The following is an 18,355-nucleotide window of genomic DNA, read 5'->3' as shown; positions in this document are numbered from 1 at the left end:
TCAGGAGTCCTTGCGGTTCCAGCGGAAGGTGAGGGCGCAGGCCACCGTGCCCCCGACCAGCCACGCGACCAGGACGAGCGTTCCGAGAGCGAGGTGCCACGCGCCTCCCGGCTCGGCGGACGCGAACGCGTCGGGCAGGAATACGGACCGCATGCCGGACGCCATCCAGCGCAGGGGGAAGACCGACGCGACGTTCTGCAGCCAGTCGGGCAGCTGGGTGAAGGGCAGGTAGACGCCCGAGATGAACTGCAGCACCAGGACGATGGGGACGATCGTGGCGGTGGCGCGGCGGCCCTCGCGGGGGAGCGCCGAGATCGCGATGCCGAGGACGCAGCTGGTGGCGATGCCGAGGACCATCACGCCCGCGAAGACGCCCCAGTTGCTCGCGTCGGTCGGCAGGTCGACACCGAACACCAGGCTCGCGATCCCGAGCAGCAGCGCCGTCTGCACGATGGTGGTGACGAGGACCATGCCGATCTTGCCGATGAAGTAGCTCAGCACCGGCAGTGGTGTGCCGCCGAGGCGCTTCAGCGTGCCGTCGCTGCGTTCGGTCGCGATGTCGACACCGAGGGACTGGGTACCGGAGAGCAGGATGCCCGTCGCGACCAGACCGGGCAGGTAGTAGGTGGCGTAGTCGACGCTGATCGGTCGGCCGTTGCTGGCGACGGCACGGATCGGGTCGGCGTCCGCGAACGCCACCGAGAACAGCGCCAGCATGATGATGGGGAAGAGGAACGTGAAGAAGACCGCGTCGGGGGCGCGGAAGTAGGAGCGGATCTCGTACGAGATGCGGCTGGTCGCGGTGTTCACTTCTGACCCACCATTCCGAGGTAGACGTCCTCGAGGGACGGGCGGATGACTTCGAGGTCGTGCATCGCCGTGGTGCTGCTGCGGATGAGCGCGGTCGGGTCGGTCGTGCGCTCGTCGTGCAGGTCGCCGGCGTCGTCGCGCCAGCGGACTCGTGGTGTGCGGGCTTCGGCGCCGCCGATCTCGTCGATCGGGGCGATGTCGAGCAGCTTCCCGTCGGCGATCACCGCTGCCCGGTCGGCGAGCTGTGCGGCCTCGTCGAGGTAGTGCGTCGTGAGCAGGATCGTCGTGCCCTCGGACTGCACCTGGCGCAGGAGGTCCCAGAACTGCCGCCGGGCCTCGGGGTCGAAGCCCGTGGTCGGTTCGTCGAGGAACAGGACCTCGGGGCGGCCGATGATGCCGAGGGCGACGTCGACGCGGCGGCGCTGGCCTCCGGACAGTCGGGCGATGCGGGTGTTGCGCTGGTCGGTCAGCCCTGTTGCTTCCAGCAGTTCGTCGGTACTGCGGTGCTTGGGGTAGAGCGTCGCGAAGTGGTTCAGCTGCTCGGCGACGGTGACGTTCGGGGACTCGGCGCTGGTCTGCAGGACGATGCCGATGCGTGCGTTGTGGCTGCGGCTCGTCCGTGCGGGGTCGTGACCGAGGACGCGGACCTCGCCGGCGGTGCGGGAGCGGTACCCCTCGAGGATCTCGACCGTCGTGGACTTGCCGGCGCCGTTCGGGCCGAGGAGGGCGAAGGTCTCGCCGTGCTGGATGGTGAAGCTGACGTCGTCGACGGCGACCTTGCCGGTGGCGTACTGCTTGCTGAGGTGCTGGACCTCGATGGCGGGGGACTCGGGCATGGGTCCAGCCTGGCCGGTGGGGCGCCGCGGGGGATCGGTGGGGGCGGTGGTGCTGCATCCTCCGATCGGGGGATGGCGTGGTTTCCCTGTCAAGTGCTCGCGTACGGGCAGGGCATGTTTCTGTTTTCGCCCGGATCGCGTATTGCGATATCGCGCTTCCTGCATGGTGCGCTGGGCGGTGGACGTCACCGTCTTCTGTCTGGAGGCCCGTGGCGGGCTGGCGCTGTGCCTCCCGTCCGATGGTGGGTCGCGTCAGGTTGCGTCAAGCAACGTCCGCGTAGACCGGGAGGATGCAGGTCGTCGGAGTCGAACAGTTCGGAGGGCCGGAGGCCCTCGCCGTCCACGAGGTGCCGGAGCCGCACGCCGGTGCGGGGTCCGTGCGGATCCGGGTGCAGGCGTTCGCCGTGAACCCGACCGACACGGGCGTGCGTGCCGGACAGCGGGACAGCTCGCAGGCCTCGCCGCCGTACGTGCCGGGGATGGACGCAGCCGGGGTCATCGACGAGGTCGGGCCCGACGTCACCGGGTGGGAGGTGGGCGACGAGGTCATGGCGATCGCGTTGCCGCTCAGCACGCACGGTGGGGCGTACGTGCAGGAGCTCGTGGCGCCGGTGGGGTCGTTCACGCGGGTTCCTCGGGGGACGTCGGTCGAGGCCGCGTCCACCGTGCCGATGAACGGGTTGACCGCGCTGCAGATCCTGTCGATTGCCGGGCTGTGCCGTGGGGACACGCTCGCCGTGACCGGGGCTGCGGGGTTGCTCGGGAACTACGTGGTGCAGCTCGCCGTCGCCGCTGGGCTGACCGTGATCGCTGACGCTGCTCCGGCGGACGAAGCGCTGGTTCGGTCGCTCGGGCCGGCGCACATCGTGCCGCGTGGTGATGGGTTCGCTGCCGCGGTGCGTGCGCTCGTGCCCGCCGGGGTCGATGCGCTCGCCGATGCTGCGGTGCAGCGTGGGGTCGTCGTCGATGCTGTTCGGGACGGGGGAGTGTTCCTGGACGTGCGGGGATGGTCGGGGGACGGCTCGCGGGGGATCCGGTTCGAGCAGGTCGCGGTGTTCTCGGAGTATCGGTCGTTCGACAAGCTCGAGCAGCTGCGGCACGCGGTCGAAGGGGGAACTGTGGTGCCGCGGGTGGCGGAGGTGTTGCCGGCCTCGCGGGCTGGGGAGGCGCATGAGCGGTTGGAGGCCGGGGGGACGCGGGGGCGGTTTGTGTTGACGTGGTGAGTTGACGACGGTGTGAGGGACGGGAGGCGCGATGCCGGTTGGTGCCGTGCCGCTTGTCGATCACAGCTCGGGTTTGCCCGCCGTCATTCGAAGTCCGCGGCGTCTCCCGCTCCGCATCGCGACTGAACCTCGATCGACACCCGTCGAGGGCTTGCGTACACCGAGATCGACTCGACGGCCTGGCCGGTGGTGACCGCGGACCAGAGCGGCCGACCGTCGTCGATCGTGTCCCGCCGGATGGTCACGTCGTAGTCGACCTGCTTCCACGTCTTGTCGACCTTGCGGATGAGCGACTCTGGGTCGTGAGTGCCGGGACGCTCCTGATCCCATGAGAACGTGACGCCTGCTTTGCTCTCCGCAGTCGAGCACTCTGACGATGCTGGCTTGTCCGAGAGGGGTGTCCATTCGCCACCAGCGGCATGGATGGTCTGTTGGACCAGAGCGACCATGTCGTCTCGTGCATCTGATGCTGATCCTCGACCGCGATCGCTCTGAGTGCACCCGACCAGGGATGCGATCGTGGTCAATGTCGTGATGAGGAGGAGTGTTCGTGCGAGGGCGGGGTCAGGGCGCGTCACCCGTCCAGTCTCTCGATCCCGCCAGGTCCTCCGCCACTCGTCTCTCAACCGACAGCGACGCCCTTGCGCCGGTTGCACGGTCCGCAAAGGACCTGGAGGCTATCCGGCTCGCTGCTTCCACCGCGCGACACCGGGATGACGTGATCGAACTGCAGCTCGGAGTTCGAGCCGCAGGTGCCGCACCGTCCGCCGTCGCGAGCCCAGACGAGTTGCTTCACGTCACTCGGGATTGCGCCGCGGCGGTACTCGACGGGCTGCAAAGGGCTGTTCGCGATCGTGTGCGCACGTGCGATCGTGGCGGCTTGTCGGCGGTCTCGTGTCTCGAGGAGCGCGAAGACCTGCTCAGGCAGCAAACTGTCGTTGTCCCAGAACCAACGGCCCCGGAACCACCAGTACTGGCGCTCCTTCACGCGGCCGATCTTGACCGGCGTGCGGTCAGATGCAGCGAAGGCCTCGCTGAGCTCGTCCTTCCGGAGCTTTACGCCCACGTAGTAGGTCGAGCGTCCGACGGTCAGTTCGACCCGGCCCCTGCGCGTGAACAAGTTCACGCGGTGCCTCATCGACACGTTCTCGGCTCTGCGTAGCACTGAGTGTTCCCCTCACATCGTGGCTGTTTTCGGCGTCCATCTTCGCGTGGCGCGACCAGTCCGGGCAGCACCCATTCGGGTGGGAGCCGCGTTTCCGCGCCCTCGTCGCTCGTCGCTCGTCGCTCGTCTGCGAGACGCCAACTGCCTGCTACCGTGCCGACATGACGGATGAGGGGTTGCGCGTGGAAATTCGCGCGTTCGTTGAAGAGCGAGACTGGGCGCAGTTCCACTCACCGGACAACCTGGCGAAGAGCATCTCGATCGAGGCCGCGGAGCTGCTCGAGTGTTTCCAGTGGGCCCCGGATGCCGACGTCGATCGAGTCCGTTCGGAACTCGCCGACGTCCTGACCTACTGCCATCTCCTCGCCGATCGACTCGGCTTCGATCCCGCGGAGATCATCCGCGAGAAGCTCGCCGTCACCCGGGACAAGTACCCGGTCGACCAGGCCCGAGGACGAAGCACGAAGTATGACCAGCTTTGACATCGCGCAGCTCCCGTTCAACGAGCCGCACCTGCGGCTGTGGCGCGAAGAGGATCCTCGGTTCCTCAACTGGCCGGTCGTCTACATCCTCGACGACGGCAAGCGTGTGTACGTCGGCGAGACGCTCAACACGGCTTCCCGCATGCGGCAGCACCTCGATTCCGCGGAACGTCGGTCGTTGAAGGCGGTGCGCCTTGTGCTCGACAGCACCTTCAACAAGTCGGTGTGTCTGGACCTGGAGTCGCAACTCATCGGCCTGTTCGCTGGGGACGACAAGTACACCGTCCTGAACAGCAACAAGGGCGTCGTGGACGCGGACTACTACGACCGCGCGCGGTACCGAGAGACCTTCGAGGAGATCTTTGAAGCGCTGCGCAAGCAGAAGCTCTTCACACGCAGCATCGCCGAGATCGAGAACAGCGAGCTGTTCAAGCTCTCGCCGTTCAAAGCGCTCAACCGTGATCAGGCCGTCGTGATGGAGGACATCCTCGAGGGGCTGTTCGACGACTTCCTGGCCGGCTCCGGCAGCACCATCGTCGTGCAGGGCGACCCGGGCACGGGCAAGACGATCGTCGCCGTCTACTTGCTCAAGCTGCTCCGGGACATCGCGAACGGCGTCGGGGTCGACGAGGTGGACGGTGACTCGATGTTCTCGGACTACTTCACCGAGGACAACCGTGACCTGCTGGCTGACTTTCGTGTCGGTCTCGTCGTGCCGCAGCAGGCACTCCGCTCCTCTTTGAAGAGGGTGTTCCGCAAGACCCCTGGCCTCGAGAAGACGATGGTGCTCACTCCCTTCGAAGTCGGGAGGAGCACTGAGAAGTGGGACCTGCTGGTCGTTGACGAGTCGCACCGACTGAACCACCGCGCGAACCAGGCATCGGGACCGCAGAACAAGAGCTTCGGCGAGATCAATCAGCAGCTCTTCGGCGCCGACGCTGATCACTTCACGCAGGTCGACTGGATTCGCGACCGGAGCACACACCAGATCTTCCTGATCGACTCGGAACAGAGTGTCCGACCTGCGGACCTACCGCAGGAACTGCAGAAGGACCTCGTGAACGCGGCGAGGCAGCATGACCGTCACTACCGGCTCTTCACGCAGATGCGCGTCCAGGGCGGAGCCGACTACGTGTCCTACGTGCGCGCGATCATGCGGGGGGAGTCGCCAGAACCGAGGACCTTCGGCGACTACGAGTTCCGCATGTTCGACGATCTGGGTGAGATGCACGATGCCATCCGGGCACGCGATGAGGAAGTGGGTCTCTCACGGCTCGTCGCTGGCTACGCCTGGAAGTGGAAGAGCAAGCACGACAAGAGCGCCATCGACATCGAGATCGACGGTCGCGAGTTCCAGTGGAACCAGACACAGACTGACTGGATCACCTCACCGGGTGCCGTCGACCAAGTCGGCTCGATCCACACTGTGCAGGGGTACGACCTGAACTACGTAGGGGTCATCATCGGCCCTGACATGCGGTTCGACCCGGTCTCGAAGAAGATGGTGTTCGACCGGTCGAACTACTTCGACAAGAAGGGCATGGAGAACAATCCGCGGCTCGGGATCTCGTACTCAGACAGCGATCTCCAACGTTTCGTGAGCAACATCTACTCGGTGCTTCTCACGCGCGGTGTCCGAGGAACGTACGTCTACGTGGCCGACACAGCGTTGCGCCGTCGCCTCGCGCAGTTTCTCTGAGCGCTCTGCAACGACGTGGGTTCTGGCTTCGAGGAGAAGCCACTCCGTGGGACTCGAGTGACGTGTTTGCCCCGTTCGCCGACTTCGCGATGTTGTTGCGGCTCGATGGTCCGCGCTGAGCGGAAGACCGCAGAGACCGCATCGAGGGCCGCGGAGGACCTGGCTCTTCGGAATTCCGTTCGTTAGCCTCTCACCTGTTAGGAAAACGGGCGATGGGGCAAGCGTGCGGATCTTCTGGGTCAACCAAGGGCAGACGTTCGAAGAAGAACTGAAGGCAAGTATGCTCTGGGCGCCGAAACGTTCGCGTCCGAGAGCGGGTCAGAGTACGGGAACTGCTCGCGCGCATTGGGATCGGTTGCTCGACGCTGACGAGGGTGACGTGGTCATCCACTACTCCCGCAAGGCGATCCGCGGTTGGAGCACGGTTGTCCGGCCGGCGTTTGACGGGCCCCCACCGTTCGACCACTCGAGTACGCCATGGTCAGTTGACGGTCGTCGGCTCCAAGTGAGCATCCGGGAACTGGAGCTTCCCATCGTCCTCGCCGACATCCCACACGAGCTACGGACCGAGCGGGACGTCACGAGCTGGCCGTTCTCGAGAGATGGCGCGGTCAAGCAGGTGTACCTGTCGGAGGTGACGGGCTCTCTCGCGAACTGGTTGTTGGATGAGGTCGGGCTGCGGGTCGACGCAGCGCAGCTGACCTCCTGGCCGGAGCTCGATGAAGCGGGAACCACTGTCGACTACCGCGGGGACCGACAGGTCGTGGTTCAAGTCCGCGGCGAGCAGACTCGCTTGCGGAGGTACTTGTTCGGGGCCGATGTCGTGGCTCCCTGCGCCCTCTGTGGCCGTGACCTGCCTGTTGCGATGCTCGTGACTGCGCACATCAAACGACGCGCCGAGACGACGAACGCCGAACGGCACCGCACAGACACGGTGATGGCCGCTTGCCGGCTGGGGTGCGACTCGATGTTCGAGCTCGGCTACGTGGTGGTCGGGCGGAGCGGAGCGATCGAGCGCGGTCCTCGGAGGACTCCGATGAGCGCGGACCTCGGCCTCGCCGTGGAAGCGATAGTCGGCCGGACCTGCGCTGCTTGGAGTGAGACCACGGAGCGGTACTTCGCCCATCATCGCCGTTGGCAGAAGGCTGAGAGCCGACGTTACGGGCTTGACTGACCTTGACGCAGAGCGGCGACCGCTTTCAGGTCAGGTAGCGCCCAGTGCAAGCCATTCAAGTGTTCGGGGCTCGTCCACCGCATTTCGTCGTGGTCGGTACTCCGTAGCGGTTCGTCGCCGATCAGCGCCGTGCGGTAGCAAGCGAGGTCGATCAACAAGTCCCCGACAGCTGTCGTGTCCCGAGTGATCAAGTCACCTATCTCTCCCTCGATGGCCAGCTCCTCACGGAGCTCTCGTCTGAGGGCATCTCGGGCGCCCTCGCCCTCCTCTACCTTGCCGCCGGGGAACTCCCACATCCCTGCCGACGCGCGGCCCACGGCGCGCCTGCAAACGAGGATCTTCCCGTCTGCTCGTGTCAGAACTGCCGCGACGACTTCGATGGTCTGCTGCACCGTTCCGTTGTACACGGGCGACGTCGGTTGATGATCGAGCTCCATCGCTCGAGCTCGTGTTCCACACGATCTGCGGATCGAGAGACGTCGTCGTGCTCCCAGGCTCTGATGACTCGCCAGCCCTCGGCGACCAAGATCGCTTCGTTCTGCGCATCGCGCTGACGGTTGGCCAGCAGCTTCCGGCGCCAAAGGTCGGCATTGGCTTTCGGGAGGTGGGCGTGCTCCTCGCAGTAGTGCCAGAAGCAGCCATCGATGAACACCGCGACCTTGGCGCGAGGGAAGACGAGGTCAGGCCGTACCCGACAACGAGCGCTCACCCGCCGGTCGACGAAGAAGCGCCGCCCACGTCGGTGCAGTTCGCGGCGAACAGCCAACTCGGGCGCCGTGTCGCGACGACCGAATCGGGCCATGTGTCGTCGCCGCGCGTCATCCGCTTCCCAGTGCTCCATTGCCGGAATCTTGGTCGAAGGTCGGCGCCTCGTGGGATGGGCGCGAGGATCAGCGGAATCGGAGTCAGCCGAGGACGATTGTGAGGGACTGGTCTCCCAACGCCGCCAAGGGCACGGTGAGTGCTCCGAGGACGGCGACACGATCGTCAGCAGGCAAGTCCCGCAGCGTGATCGCCACCTCCCCGCAGTACCTCCCCGCCCCCGCCAACTGCACGATGACCGACCGCGCCGGCCTCGGCTGCCCACCGACCTCGGGCAGCGGTAGCCCGGCGAACCGCTCCCGCGAGTGCTCCAACCGGATCATGGCCTCGGCAGCATCGGGTCGGTTCCGATCGGGGACCGCCAGCGCTTCGATGACCAACGGGTGCACACCCGGTGCAGCAGTCCCGTCGAGCACGACGACGTCATCGCGGACGAACGATCCCAACCGCGACCACGAGTGATCCGTCAGCGCAGGATCTCCGACGTACACATCGTCCACGCCGGCATCGACGAGCGCGACCGCTTGGAACAGCGGCGGCACGGTGCGGTGCCCCTCGACGGTCGGCAGCCCCTCGCCGAGCGGCCCCCGACGAACCGAGTCCCCGGCGATGAACGCGCCGACCCGCCAGCCGAACTGCCGAGCAACAGCAACCGAGGAGGCCACTGAGGACAACGCCAGCCCGGTCCACTCCCGCGGGTAGAAGTTGTGGATCAGCTCGACGTCCAGGTCAGCGAACGGCGCCAGGTCGGCGGCCCGCAGCGTGCTCGCGTTGAGGGCGATCGGCAGGACGGCAGCGATCGAGAGGATCTCAGGGACCGAGAACCCGAAATCGATCCGCGCCCGGGCCACTCCGATCGACCGCAGGAAGTCCCACGGCGAATCCCCGAGCAACCGAGCGGTGTTCGGGGAGACATCGGCGACGACGGACAGCCCCGAGGACGCAGCAGCCGACACGATCGCGGTCGCAGCGGCTCGGGCACCCGAGGGCGAATCCTCCGGGATGTGCAGCGAGGTGAACGCGAGCGTCGCACCCGCGGCCGCGGCAGCCTCGAAGGTCGGACCAGCCAGCGGACCATGCGCCAGGTACGCGCTCGCGCCCAACCGCATCAGCGTGCAGCTCCCACGGAGTCAGCCGGCGTGACCTGCACGTCGAGCGGGGCGTCCGGAGCGACGGGGTCGCCGGACGGCGCAGACGACTGCGCCTCGAGGTCAGCCCGCACCGAGTCGGATACCCCGAACAGCAGCGTCGCCACGAACCCGACGACGTACGCCACGATCAGCCCGGACCCGTACCCGATCAGTGCCCAGCCGTAGCCGGACGAGCCGTTCAGCAGGGGGAGCAGGGACAGGTCTGAGGCGCCGATGGCGATCGCCCCGACGGAGTGTCCGAGCTGGTCGAACAGCCCGACGACACCGCCGCCGAACGCCCCACCGATGCACGCGGTGATGAACGGCCGGCCGAGGGGCAGCGTCACACCGTAGATGAGGGGCTCGCCCACACCGAGGAGCCCGGCGGGCAGCGCACCACGGATCGTGCGGGAAAGAGCCTCGTTGCGACGGAAGCGCATCCAGAGCGCGAGCGCCGCACCGATCTGGCCGGCCCCACCCATCGCGAGGACGGGCAGCAACACGGTCCACCCGGTCTGGTCGATCAGGGTGGTGTGGATCGGCGTGAGGGCCTGGTGCATGCCGGTCATGACGAGCGGCAGGAAGAAGCCTCCGAGGACGAAGCCGGCGAATGCGCCACCGTTGGCGAGCAGCCACGTGGCAGCGGTCCCGATCGCGACGGAGACGACACCGGCGACGGACATCAGGATCCCGAGGGTGATCGACCCAGCGACGAGTACGGTCACGGTCGGGACGACGATGAGCGCGATGACGTCGGGGGTGACCTTGCGCATGAACCGCTCGACGTAGGCGGCGAGGATCCCGCCGGCCATGGCGCCGAGCACGCCGCCCTGCCCGGGAGCGAGGGTCTCCCCGAACACGGTCACGTTCGCGACACCGGCCGCGACGATGATGCCGCCGACCGCGCCACCGAGGATGGGCGTGCCGCCGAACTCCTTCGCAGCGTTCATCCCGACGAACACGGCGAGCAGCGACAGGAATCCGGACGACAGCACACCGAGGAACGGCGTGACGCCGGGCACCCACCCCAGGTTCGTCAGGATGCCGTTGATCCCGGCGATGAGCCCGCAGGCGATCAGTGCGGGGATGAGCGGGATGAAGATCGCGGAGATCTTCCGGATCGCGCGCATGGTGCGGCCGTCGGAGCGGGACCGCGCGGAGGCCTTGATCGACGCGCCGCGAGCAGCGAGCTCCTCAGGCGACGCACCAGACCCACCAGCCGCAGCCGCCGGGGCGGACGCGCGCAGGGCCTCCAGGTCGACGGCCACACGGTCGACGAGACCCGGGCCGAGCACGATCTGCAGGTTCGAGCCGGCCGCGATGGCGGCCATGACACCGTCGGTGGCCTGCAGCGCAGGCAGGTCGACCGACGCGGGAGACGAAACCTCGACCCGCAGTCGGGTCATGCAGTTCTCGACGTCGGCGATGTTCGCGGAACCGCCGACGGAGTCGAGGATCTGCTGGGCGAGTTGCTGTGCATCGGGCATTGCTGTGCTCCTCGGGGGAAAGGAAACGGAAAAGGGAGAAAGAGCTCTACAGCGCGGCGCGCAACGAACCGTCGGCAGCGACGAGGCGCTCACGGGCCGAAGCCGCGGAGGCTCCGGTCAGGATCACGGCGATGGCGGTCTTCACCTCGCCGTTCGAGACGTCGAGCGCCGCCTGGACCTCGGCGGAAGGCGCGCCGGTGACGTCCTGCACGAGCGAGAAGGCCCGCGCGACGAGCTTCGCGTTCGTGGCCCGCACGTCGACCATGCGGTTGCCGTACGTCTTGTGGCTGCGCACCATCGCGAGCGTGGTGAGCATGTTGAGCACGAGCTTCTGCGCGGTGCCCGCCTTCAGGCGGGTCGAGCCGGCGATGAACTCGGGGCCGACGACGACGTCGATGGCGATGTCCGCCTCCCGCCCCGCGGCCGAGTCGGGGTTGCACGCGACGGAGACCGACAGGGCGGAGCGGCGCCGGGCCTCCAGGATGGCTGCGATGACGTAGGGCGTCCTGCCGGACGCGCTGATCCCGACGACCACGTCGTCGGCCGTCAGGCCGAGCGCGTCGAGGTCGCGGACGGCCGCTGCTTCGTCGTCCTCCGCGCCCTCGACGGCGGTGGTCAGGGCGACGTCGCCGCCGGCGATGAGCCCCACCACCTGGCTCGGGTCGGTGCCGAAGGTGGGCGGGCACTCGCTGGCGTCGAGGACGCCGAGCCGGCCCGGCGTGCCGGCGCCGACGTAGACGAGTCTGCCGCCGCGCGCGAACGCTGCGGCGATCGAGTCTGCCGCCAGGGCGATGGCCGGGAGGCACGGCTCCAGTGCCGCAGGCACGCTGCGGTCGCCGGCGTTCATGCGCTGGGCAGCTTCGAGCGTGGAGATCGTGTCGATGTCGTCCAGTGAGTGGTCGGTCGCCTCGGTGGTGAGGGCGGCGAGTTCGTCGCGGAGGGCGTCGTGGCTGTCGTGCTTCGTGGTCATGGTGGTGCTCAGTTCCGGTGGTGGGTGCGGACGGCGTCGCGGCTGCGGGCGAGGAGCGGCTGGGACCGCTCGTCGGTGCGCTGCGCGACGACGATGAAGAGGGCGTCGACGATGGCGAGTTGGCTCATCCGGCTACCCATGGCGGCGGGTCGCAGGGCACTCTCGGCACCGGCGACGCCGAGCAGGACGTGGTGGGCCGCGGTGGCGAGCGGAGCGTTGGCGTGGCCGGTGATGGCGACGATCGTCGAGCGCTGGGCTGCGGCGGCGTGGGCGACCTCGAGCGTCTCGGTGGTGGAGCCCGAGTGGCTGACGAGCACCAGGACGTCGTGCTCACCGATGACGCTCGCGAGGGTCAGGGCGTTGTGCGGGTCGTCGGCGATCGAGCTCACGATGCCGATGCGTTCGAGCTTGAGGTGCAGGTCCCGCGCGACGATGCCGCTCGCGCCGACGCCGTACAGGACGACGCGGCGGGCACTGCTCACGGCTGCGGCCGCTGCTTCGAGGGCGTGCGGGTCGAGCGCGGCGCGGGTGTCGGCCATCACGGCGCGGACGTCCTCGGTGACCTTCGCGATCACGGTGGCGACGTCGTCGTCGACGGCGACCCCGGCGTGGATCTCGGTGTGCTCCCGCTCGTGGATGCCGCGCTCCACGGCCCGGGTCATGCTGCGCTGCAGGCCGGCGAAGTTCGCGAAGCCGAGATGCTGGGCGAAGCGGGAGACGGTGGCGGGGGAGACGCCCGCGCGGCCGGCGAGTTCGGCGGCGTTCGTGGTGGCTGCGGCTGCCGGGTCCTCGAGGACGGCGTCGGCGATGGCGCGCATGCTCGACGGCATCGTGGCCGACTGGGTGCGGACGAGGGCGAAGGCGTCGGCACGCTCGACCCGGTCGGCTCGCTCGGTGATCGTCATCCCGCTATGAAAGCGTCTTTCGCGCGCGAGCGCCAGGGGTGAAAGTAAATTGCGTGTTACGTCGAGGTGGGCGTGCCGGGTGCGGCGGCGAGGCGCGGTGCAGTTCCGTTTCGCACAACCAAAGTCAGCTCGCGCCGCGGGATCGCGCGGCTCGGATGCGCTTTGGTTGTGCGGGCGGTCGTGCTCGTCAGGCTTGCGGGGCCGGGGATGCCTCGATGGTCGCCGCCCGCAGGTACCGCCGCGATCGACGTGCCGCTCGCAGCAGGATCGGCGTCATGATCAGTGCGGTGATGAGCAGTGCTGCGCAGAGGAACCGCGAGAACGCCGAGCCGGAGACGTCCTCGTCAGCGAGCCTCGGGAACTGGATGCCGGCGATGCCGAGGTAGAGCAGGAGGAACTGCGCGAGGGCGAGCGGCTGGTAGGTGGAGAGCAGCCGTGCATGCTCGCGTGCCCGGAGGGCGAGGTCGGACTCGGGTGGCTGGATCGGGCTACCGGTCTTGATCGCCTGCGTCACCATGCGCTTGCCGGCAGGGGAGAGCCCCGCCGTGGTGGCCTGCATCGCGGTCGACATCCCGATGGTCGTGGCGAGGATCGAGAAGGTACCGGTCAGGCCACCGACGGACGCGCCGAAGCCGACGACGGTGAGGACGGCGACGGCGCCGGACTCGGTTGTGGCCAGCGACCAGCCGATGACGGCGCCGACGACGGTTCCGATCAGCGCGAGCAGGGTCGTCCGTCGCCAGGCGCGCCGGGCTGTCAGTTCGAGTTCCCCCATCCCCCCACCCTACGAGCGGATCGCCCGACCGTGACGACGGCCGCGACGATGACGATCGGTGCGACGAACAGCCAGTAGGTGAGTTCGGTGTTCGTCGTGACGATGCCGGCCCAGACGGCAGGGCGATCCGGCGTTCCGCGACCGAACAGCCCTGCGACGAGCAAGTACAGGACGCCCGGCACGGACTGGTAGCGATCACCGAGCACCGCGCGGCTGGCCATCGCGAGCGCACAGAACGCGATGGTGTTCCGGATGATGGCGAGCGAGACAGCAGGGTCCGCGCCGAGGGCGAGGCCGACGGCACCGATCGCGCACACCAGTCCGATCACCACGAGGACGGTGCTCAGCTCGAGCAGGTCGGTCCGTCGGGCCGGAGCGGGGAACGGCGCGCGGCTGATCGATGCACCCGCCGCGATCGCGAGCACCAGCGGACCGACCGCTGCGACGGGGATCATCGCGAAGGGTGCGCCGCCGCCGAATGACGGGAACAGCATGCCGATCGGTCCGAGGCCGATCGAGAGCACCGTGACGGCGGTCGTGAGCCCGAGGAGCGCTGCCGTGCGGTGCACACGCAACCACCAGATCATGCGGCCGGCACTGCGATGTGGCCGATCGAGCAGTCGGTCAGGCGGTGGATCGTCGCGGTGACCCACGCTGCCTGCGCCGAAGTCGGGGCATCCCGCAGTTCTCGCAGCAACGCGTGGTCGTCCATCTCGAGCGCGGGCTCCACGCGATCCGCATCGACGATCCCGCGGGCAGCCACGTCGATGAGCCAGCGGTTCGCGACGGCGGCGTCATTGAGTCGCTCGGTGTCGTCTGGTTCGGACTCGCAGTACGCGACCTCTGCGTCGCCCAGGATCGAGGTGGTGAGGCTGTGCACCAGGTCGGCGTCCGTCATCCGCACCTGCACGATCATGTTCAGGTCGTCCGGAGAGGAGGGCGCGTTGCTCGCCCGGATCGTCGGCTGGATCGTGATGCCCGAGCGGCTGAGGTTCTCGGCGGCTCTCCGGATCACGGCCCCAGGGTCGCCGTCGGCCCGCTGCTCCGGGAACAAGCAGATCGTCGGACGGTGACCATTGCAGACCGACTGCGATTGCGGGCGCTCGGTGACGGGCGCGGCTCCGAGGCCCGAACCGGACACGAGCGCGATCACCGTGACGACTGCGAACGAGGTGGCGCCGATCTGGACGCCGAACCGATGGAGTCGATCGCCACTCGTGCGCCGCGCAGCCGCGATGAGCAGCAGGCTGAGTCCCGCGAAGGCGCTGAACACGGTCGCGATGATCGGCGCTCGCAGATCGAGTGACGTCTCGACCGAGCAGCAGTCGGCCATGACGAGACCGGCGAGGTAGCGCAGCGGGAAGTAGTCGACGGCCCACGAGAAGCCGAGCCAGCTGTACGACGCGAGCAGGCTGAGCGGCAGCGACGCGACCGGCGGGAGCCAGCGACCGATGGCGAACCCGACGCACGTGTGGAAGAACAGGATGCTCGTGAAGGCCAGGCCGACGAGCGGCGACGGGGCACCCGGAGCACCCCAGGTGTCGCGGCTCATGAGCACGACGGCGACGGCCTGGAGCAGGACACCGGCGGCGAGCGGCGTCCACAGGTGATCGGCGAGGACTGCTGCACTCGATCTGCTGCTGCTCTGGATGGCGGATGCGTTGGACCGGTACCGCCGTCCTTCCCAGGCGCCAGCGGTGGCAGCGACGCCGCACGAGAAGACCAGGTAGATCGCGGAGCCGGCGATCGCAGCAGGCCAGTACCCGGCCACGGAGGTCTCGGACGAGAACTGCACGCTGTACGCGACCACGCCGATCAGCCCGGGCGCGAAGAGCCATACCGCGGCGCGACTGCGCCACGGGATGATCGGGCGCATCAGTCGTCCTCGTTCGTGAAGCGCGCGTACGACGCGGTGATCGCGTCAGCGGGGGAGAGCCCCTCGAACGGTTCCGTGAAGGCGTCGACGGAACCGGAGAACGGGACGTGTCCGTCAACGAGGACGGTCACGTGGTCGTACGTCGCAGCGACGTCCTCGGTCTGGTGAGTCGAGACGATCACGGAGACCTCGCTCGGCAGGTTCTGGATGACCTGCGCGAAGCGTGCCCGTTGTGCCGGGTCCAGTCCGGCCGTGGGTTCATCGAGCAGGATCCACTGCGCTCCTGAGACGAGCGCGCCGGCGACGCCGAGACGACGGATCTGCCCGCCCGACAGGGTCGTGGCCCGCACATCGGCCCGTGCGGCGAGATCGACTGCCGTGAGCGCTGCCGCGGAGCCGTCCCAGGCATCACTGCGCGAGAGGCCCTTCAACCAGCCGCAGTAGGCGACGTGCTCCCGAGCGGTGAGCCCGGGGAAGGCGCCACTCCGTTGCGGGAGCCACGCAACCCCTCGGCGGTACCGTCGTCGGTTCCCGCGATCGCTCGGGCTGCCCAGTCCGTCGACGCGGATCGTGCCGGCCTGTGGTCGGAGCGTGTCGGCAATGAGTCCCAGGAGCGTCGACTTGCCGGCTCCGTTCGGCCCGAGGAGGACGCTGGCCCCGTTCGGGAACACCGCCGACAGGGACGGGAAGACCTGGTGGTCTCGTCGGTACCCGAACGCGAGCTCATCGATCTGTACGGCCAAGACAACCCCCTGAAACCTTGCACTGATGTTTCACCGTACATTAGCGTGCTCACGGCTCGGATCTCCCGGGCCATCACCTCGAGGGGGGAAACAGATGATCAAGTTCAGTCGTCGAGCGGCGGCAGCAGTCTCCGGCGGTGTCATCGTCGCCACGGTGTTCGCGGCGTCGCCTGCATTCGCTGAGGGCTCGTGGGCGTCGAAGCTGACCGGCGTTGCCATCGGCAAGAACTCGCGCAGCTGGCAGGACTCGCACAAGGACAAGGTCCGGACTGCCACGACCTTCGCGGGCTGCCGCATCTCGGGGAATCTCAACGGGTTCAAGTCCGCATCCGTGCGGCTCATCGATGAGCGCGGATGGCTTCCGGACAAGAGCATGGGCACGAAGGTCAACAAGTGCGGCAGGAGCGACTGGGGTGTGATGACCAGGCCGGACCGGTACCACTGGACGATCTGGGCGCTCAACGGTGCTTCCCACGAGCAGACGCTGCGTCTTTCAGTGTCGACGGTGCGCCAGGCCTACTGAGCGGGCGTCGCCGGTCGGTCGCCCTGGTGGCCGACCGGCTCCGTCACCCCCGCCGGTACCGAGTCGCCGGCTTCCCCGGCCCGTCCGCGCGCTTCGTGTCCGTCGCGACCAGCTTCGGCAGCATGGCTCGCCGGAACGAGTCTGGCAGCAGGCGCTCGCCGAGGACTGCCTCGTGCAGCTGCCGCAGCTCCGACATCGTGAACGGTTCGTCGAGCAGCCCGTGCGGATCTGGGGCAGCGCTGTAGACGGACCGGAGTCGAGCGACCGCGAACTCGAGGATGTCGTCGTGCCCGTGCACCATCCCGCGCGCCTCGAACACCGGCGTGAGTCGCACCTGGGGCTCGTCCAGGTCCAGAACACGAGCCGGCACCACGTCGAGGTGCGCCACCGACAGCACCCACCCACGGTCGTCCCGCGCCGGATCGTCGAACACGTGGAGCTGCTCCGGCGCGAGCCCCGTCACGCCCGCCTTCGTGGAGAGCGACCGCAGGACGGCCGAAGCCAGCCGCTCACCCTCGTGCACGAACGTCCCCGGAAGTCGCCAGTCGCCCTCGGTGGCATCGCGGACCTGCACGACGGACAGTGGTCCGCCCGCGGGGACGGTCAGCACCGCGGTGTCCACGGCGACGGAGGGTTGCGGGTAGTCCGTCAGGCGTCGGCCGCTCGCGTCGCGGTACTCGTCGGTCATGCCGGTGAGTTTACGCACACTTGCGCAAACGTGACGAGTGGGGCAGGATCGGTTTTACGCAATCTCGCGCAAATCCGATCCGGAGGTCCACATGACCACCCCGCAGATCCACGACCGAGCAGTCGGTGCCGTCCTCGGCTCCGCCGCCGGCGACGCCCTCGGCGCCGGGTACGAGTTCCGACCGGCAGTGCCCGAGCCGACCCCGATCACGATGACCGGCGGTGGCTCCTTCGGCTGGGCGCCGGGGGAGTGGACCGACGACACGAGCATGGCCGTTCCGATCCTCCGCACGGTCGCCCGCGGCGGCGACCCAGCGTCGGAGCCAGCCCTCGACGGCCTGGTGGCCGCCTGGGCAGCGTGGTCGGTCAACGCGCCCGACGTCGGCATCCAGACGCGCAACGTGTTGACCGGTCTGGAGGCGCGGATCGCCTCCGTCGCGCGGGCTTCGGCCCGGCAGGAGCACGAGTACAAGGGCCGCTCCGCCGGCAACGGGTCGCTCATGCGGACCGCACCGTTGGTGCTCGCCTACCTGCGCGGTGACGTCGGCGAAGAGGAACGGCTCGCAGCGGCGGCTCGCGCGATCAGCGACCTGACGCACTACGAGTCCGACGCGGGGGACGCGTGCGTGCTCTGGTGCGTGGCGATCCGGCACGCGGTGCTGACCGGCGAGCTCGACCTCCTGCGTGGCGTCGACCTGCTCGACCTCGACCGGCGCCGAGTGTGGGTGGACCGGATCGTCACGGCCGAGCACTCGCAGCCGGTGGACTTCACGGAGTCGAACGGGTGGGTGGTGTCTGCGCTGCAGGCCGCCTACGCCGCGGTGCGCCAGAGTTCCTCGCTCGAGGACGCCTTGGTCCGCGCAGTCCGCACCGGCAACGACACCGACACGGTTGCCGCGATCGCCGGCGGGCTCGCGGGTGCGCTGTACGGAGCGTCGTCGTTGCCGGCCCAGTGGCGGGAGCTGCTGCACGGCTGGCCGAACCTGCGGGCGGACGATCTCGTCGCGCTCAGTGAGCAGGCGCTCGCCGTCTGACCGGGCCGGCGTCG

The 18,355-nt window shown here is 68.4% G+C and carries 21 protein-coding genes; 6 read left to right on the top strand and 15 right to left on the bottom strand.

Annotated features, from left to right (window positions below; genetic code table 11):
* Both M4960_RS04495 and M4960_RS04490 read right to left on the bottom strand, forming a co-directional pair.
* Positions 1-810: an ABC transporter permease gene (locus M4960_RS04495; RefSeq protein WP_248703570.1), complete on the bottom strand. Its 810-nt coding sequence runs from the start codon at positions 808-810 to the stop codon at positions 1-3.
* Positions 807-1,646 carry an ABC transporter ATP-binding protein gene (locus M4960_RS04490; protein WP_248703569.1) on the bottom strand — a complete coding sequence of 280 codons (840 nt, stop codon included), beginning with the start codon at positions 1,644-1,646 and terminating at the stop codon, positions 807-809. Before M4960_RS04490 ends, M4960_RS04495 begins: the two co-directional genes overlap by 4 nt.
* 290 nt (positions 1,647-1,936) lie before the next feature.
* On the opposite strand from M4960_RS04490, the gene M4960_RS04485 reads away from it, so the two are divergent.
* Positions 1,937-2,869 (top strand): NADP-dependent oxidoreductase, encoded by a 933-nt coding sequence (locus M4960_RS04485; RefSeq protein WP_248703568.1) that lies wholly within the window; start codon positions 1,937-1,939, stop codon positions 2,867-2,869.
* Positions 2,870-2,952: 83 nt separating this feature from the next.
* On the opposite strand, the gene M4960_RS04480 is transcribed toward M4960_RS04485, so the two are convergent.
* Positions 2,953-3,318 carry a hypothetical protein gene (locus M4960_RS04480; RefSeq protein ID WP_248703567.1) on the bottom strand — a complete coding sequence of 122 codons (366 nt, stop codon included), beginning with the start codon at positions 3,316-3,318 and terminating at the stop codon, positions 2,953-2,955.
* 173 nt (positions 3,319-3,491) lie between these two features.
* Positions 3,492-3,995: an HNH endonuclease gene (locus M4960_RS04475; RefSeq protein WP_248703566.1), complete on the bottom strand. Its 504-nt coding sequence runs from the start codon at positions 3,993-3,995 to the stop codon at positions 3,492-3,494.
* 200 nt (positions 3,996-4,195) lie between these two features.
* Between M4960_RS04475 and M4960_RS04470 the strand changes: the two genes are divergently transcribed.
* The 3 genes from M4960_RS04470 to M4960_RS04460 all read left to right on the top strand — a co-directional run bounded on the left by M4960_RS04470 (position 4,196) and on the right by M4960_RS04460 (position 7,389).
* Positions 4,196-4,516 (top strand): nucleotide pyrophosphohydrolase, encoded by a 321-nt coding sequence (locus tag M4960_RS04470; RefSeq protein ID WP_248703565.1) that lies wholly within the window; start codon positions 4,196-4,198, stop codon positions 4,514-4,516.
* 142 nt (positions 4,517-4,658) lie between these two features.
* The gene (locus M4960_RS04465; protein WP_248703564.1) at positions 4,659-6,215 is read left to right on the top strand and encodes a DNA/RNA helicase domain-containing protein; all 1,557 of its coding nucleotides are present in this window, start codon (positions 4,659-4,661) and stop codon (positions 6,213-6,215) included.
* Positions 6,216-6,594: 379 nt separating this feature from the next.
* Positions 6,595-7,389 (top strand): hypothetical protein, encoded by a 795-nt coding sequence (locus M4960_RS04460; protein ID WP_248703563.1) that lies wholly within the window; start codon positions 6,595-6,597, stop codon positions 7,387-7,389.
* Here M4960_RS04460 and M4960_RS04455 read toward each other — a convergent pair.
* The 10 genes from M4960_RS04455 to M4960_RS04410 all read right to left on the bottom strand — a co-directional run bounded on the left by M4960_RS04455 (position 7,374) and on the right by M4960_RS04410 (position 16,097).
* Positions 7,374-7,781 (bottom strand): (deoxy)nucleoside triphosphate pyrophosphohydrolase, encoded by a 408-nt coding sequence (locus tag M4960_RS04455; protein ID WP_194648632.1) that lies wholly within the window; start codon positions 7,779-7,781, stop codon positions 7,374-7,376. The two genes, M4960_RS04460 and M4960_RS04455, sit on opposite strands and share 16 nt — an antisense overlap.
* Positions 7,745-8,230, bottom strand: a complete 486-nt coding sequence (gene vsr, locus M4960_RS04450; RefSeq protein ID WP_123672538.1) for a DNA mismatch endonuclease Vsr — start codon at positions 8,228-8,230, stop codon at positions 7,745-7,747. The genes M4960_RS04455 and vsr overlap by 37 nt, the downstream gene beginning before the upstream one ends.
* 64 nt (positions 8,231-8,294) lie before the next feature.
* Positions 8,295-9,320, bottom strand: coding sequence for a MupG family TIM beta-alpha barrel fold protein (locus M4960_RS04445; protein ID WP_248703562.1), 1,026 nt, complete (start codon positions 9,318-9,320; stop codon positions 8,295-8,297).
* On the bottom strand, positions 9,320-10,828 hold the full coding sequence (locus M4960_RS04440) for a PTS transporter subunit EIIC (protein WP_248703561.1): 1,509 nt from the start codon (positions 10,826-10,828) through the stop codon (positions 9,320-9,322). The genes M4960_RS04445 and M4960_RS04440 overlap by 1 nt, the downstream gene beginning before the upstream one ends.
* Positions 10,829-10,874: 46 nt before the next feature.
* Positions 10,875-11,798: an N-acetylmuramic acid 6-phosphate etherase gene (gene murQ / locus M4960_RS04435; protein ID WP_248703560.1), complete on the bottom strand. Its 924-nt coding sequence runs from the start codon at positions 11,796-11,798 to the stop codon at positions 10,875-10,877.
* Between the two features lie 8 nt (positions 11,799-11,806).
* The gene (locus M4960_RS04430; protein WP_248703559.1) at positions 11,807-12,703 is read right to left on the bottom strand and encodes a MurR/RpiR family transcriptional regulator; all 897 of its coding nucleotides are present in this window, start codon (positions 12,701-12,703) and stop codon (positions 11,807-11,809) included.
* A 187-nt stretch (positions 12,704-12,890) separates the two neighbouring features.
* Positions 12,891-13,478 carry a hypothetical protein gene (locus M4960_RS04425; RefSeq protein ID WP_248703558.1) on the bottom strand — a complete coding sequence of 196 codons (588 nt, stop codon included), beginning with the start codon at positions 13,476-13,478 and terminating at the stop codon, positions 12,891-12,893.
* The gene (locus tag M4960_RS04420) at positions 13,460-14,065 is read right to left on the bottom strand and encodes a hypothetical protein (RefSeq protein WP_248703557.1); all 606 of its coding nucleotides are present in this window, start codon (positions 14,063-14,065) and stop codon (positions 13,460-13,462) included. Before M4960_RS04420 ends, M4960_RS04425 begins: the two co-directional genes overlap by 19 nt.
* The gene (locus M4960_RS04415) at positions 14,062-15,354 is read right to left on the bottom strand and encodes a hypothetical protein (protein WP_248703556.1); all 1,293 of its coding nucleotides are present in this window, start codon (positions 15,352-15,354) and stop codon (positions 14,062-14,064) included. The genes M4960_RS04420 and M4960_RS04415 overlap by 4 nt, the downstream gene beginning before the upstream one ends.
* A complete protein-coding gene (locus M4960_RS04410; RefSeq protein ID WP_248703555.1) occupies positions 15,354-16,097 on the bottom strand; it encodes an ATP-binding cassette domain-containing protein in 744 nt (247 codons plus the stop codon). The genes M4960_RS04415 and M4960_RS04410 overlap by 1 nt, the downstream gene beginning before the upstream one ends.
* Before the next feature lie 94 nt (positions 16,098-16,191).
* On the opposite strand from M4960_RS04410, the gene M4960_RS04405 reads away from it, so the two are divergent.
* Positions 16,192-16,620, top strand: a complete 429-nt coding sequence (locus tag M4960_RS04405; protein WP_248703554.1) for a hypothetical protein — start codon at positions 16,192-16,194, stop codon at positions 16,618-16,620.
* Between the two features lie 43 nt (positions 16,621-16,663).
* On the opposite strand, the gene M4960_RS04400 is transcribed toward M4960_RS04405, so the two are convergent.
* Positions 16,664-17,308 (bottom strand): NUDIX domain-containing protein, encoded by a 645-nt coding sequence (locus M4960_RS04400; protein ID WP_248703553.1) that lies wholly within the window; start codon positions 17,306-17,308, stop codon positions 16,664-16,666.
* 91 nt (positions 17,309-17,399) lie between these two features.
* On the opposite strand from M4960_RS04400, the gene M4960_RS04395 reads away from it, so the two are divergent.
* Positions 17,400-18,341 (top strand): ADP-ribosylglycohydrolase family protein, encoded by a 942-nt coding sequence (locus tag M4960_RS04395; protein ID WP_248703552.1) that lies wholly within the window; start codon positions 17,400-17,402, stop codon positions 18,339-18,341.
* Positions 18,342-18,355 lie beyond the last annotated feature (14 nt).

It is taken from the genome of Curtobacterium sp. MWU13-2055 (assembly GCF_023242305.1).
Classification (GTDB): Bacteria; Actinomycetota; Actinomycetes; order Actinomycetales; family Microbacteriaceae; genus Curtobacterium.
Note: the sequence above shows the minus strand (reverse complement) of the source record. Positions and strands in the feature narration are given on the sequence as shown.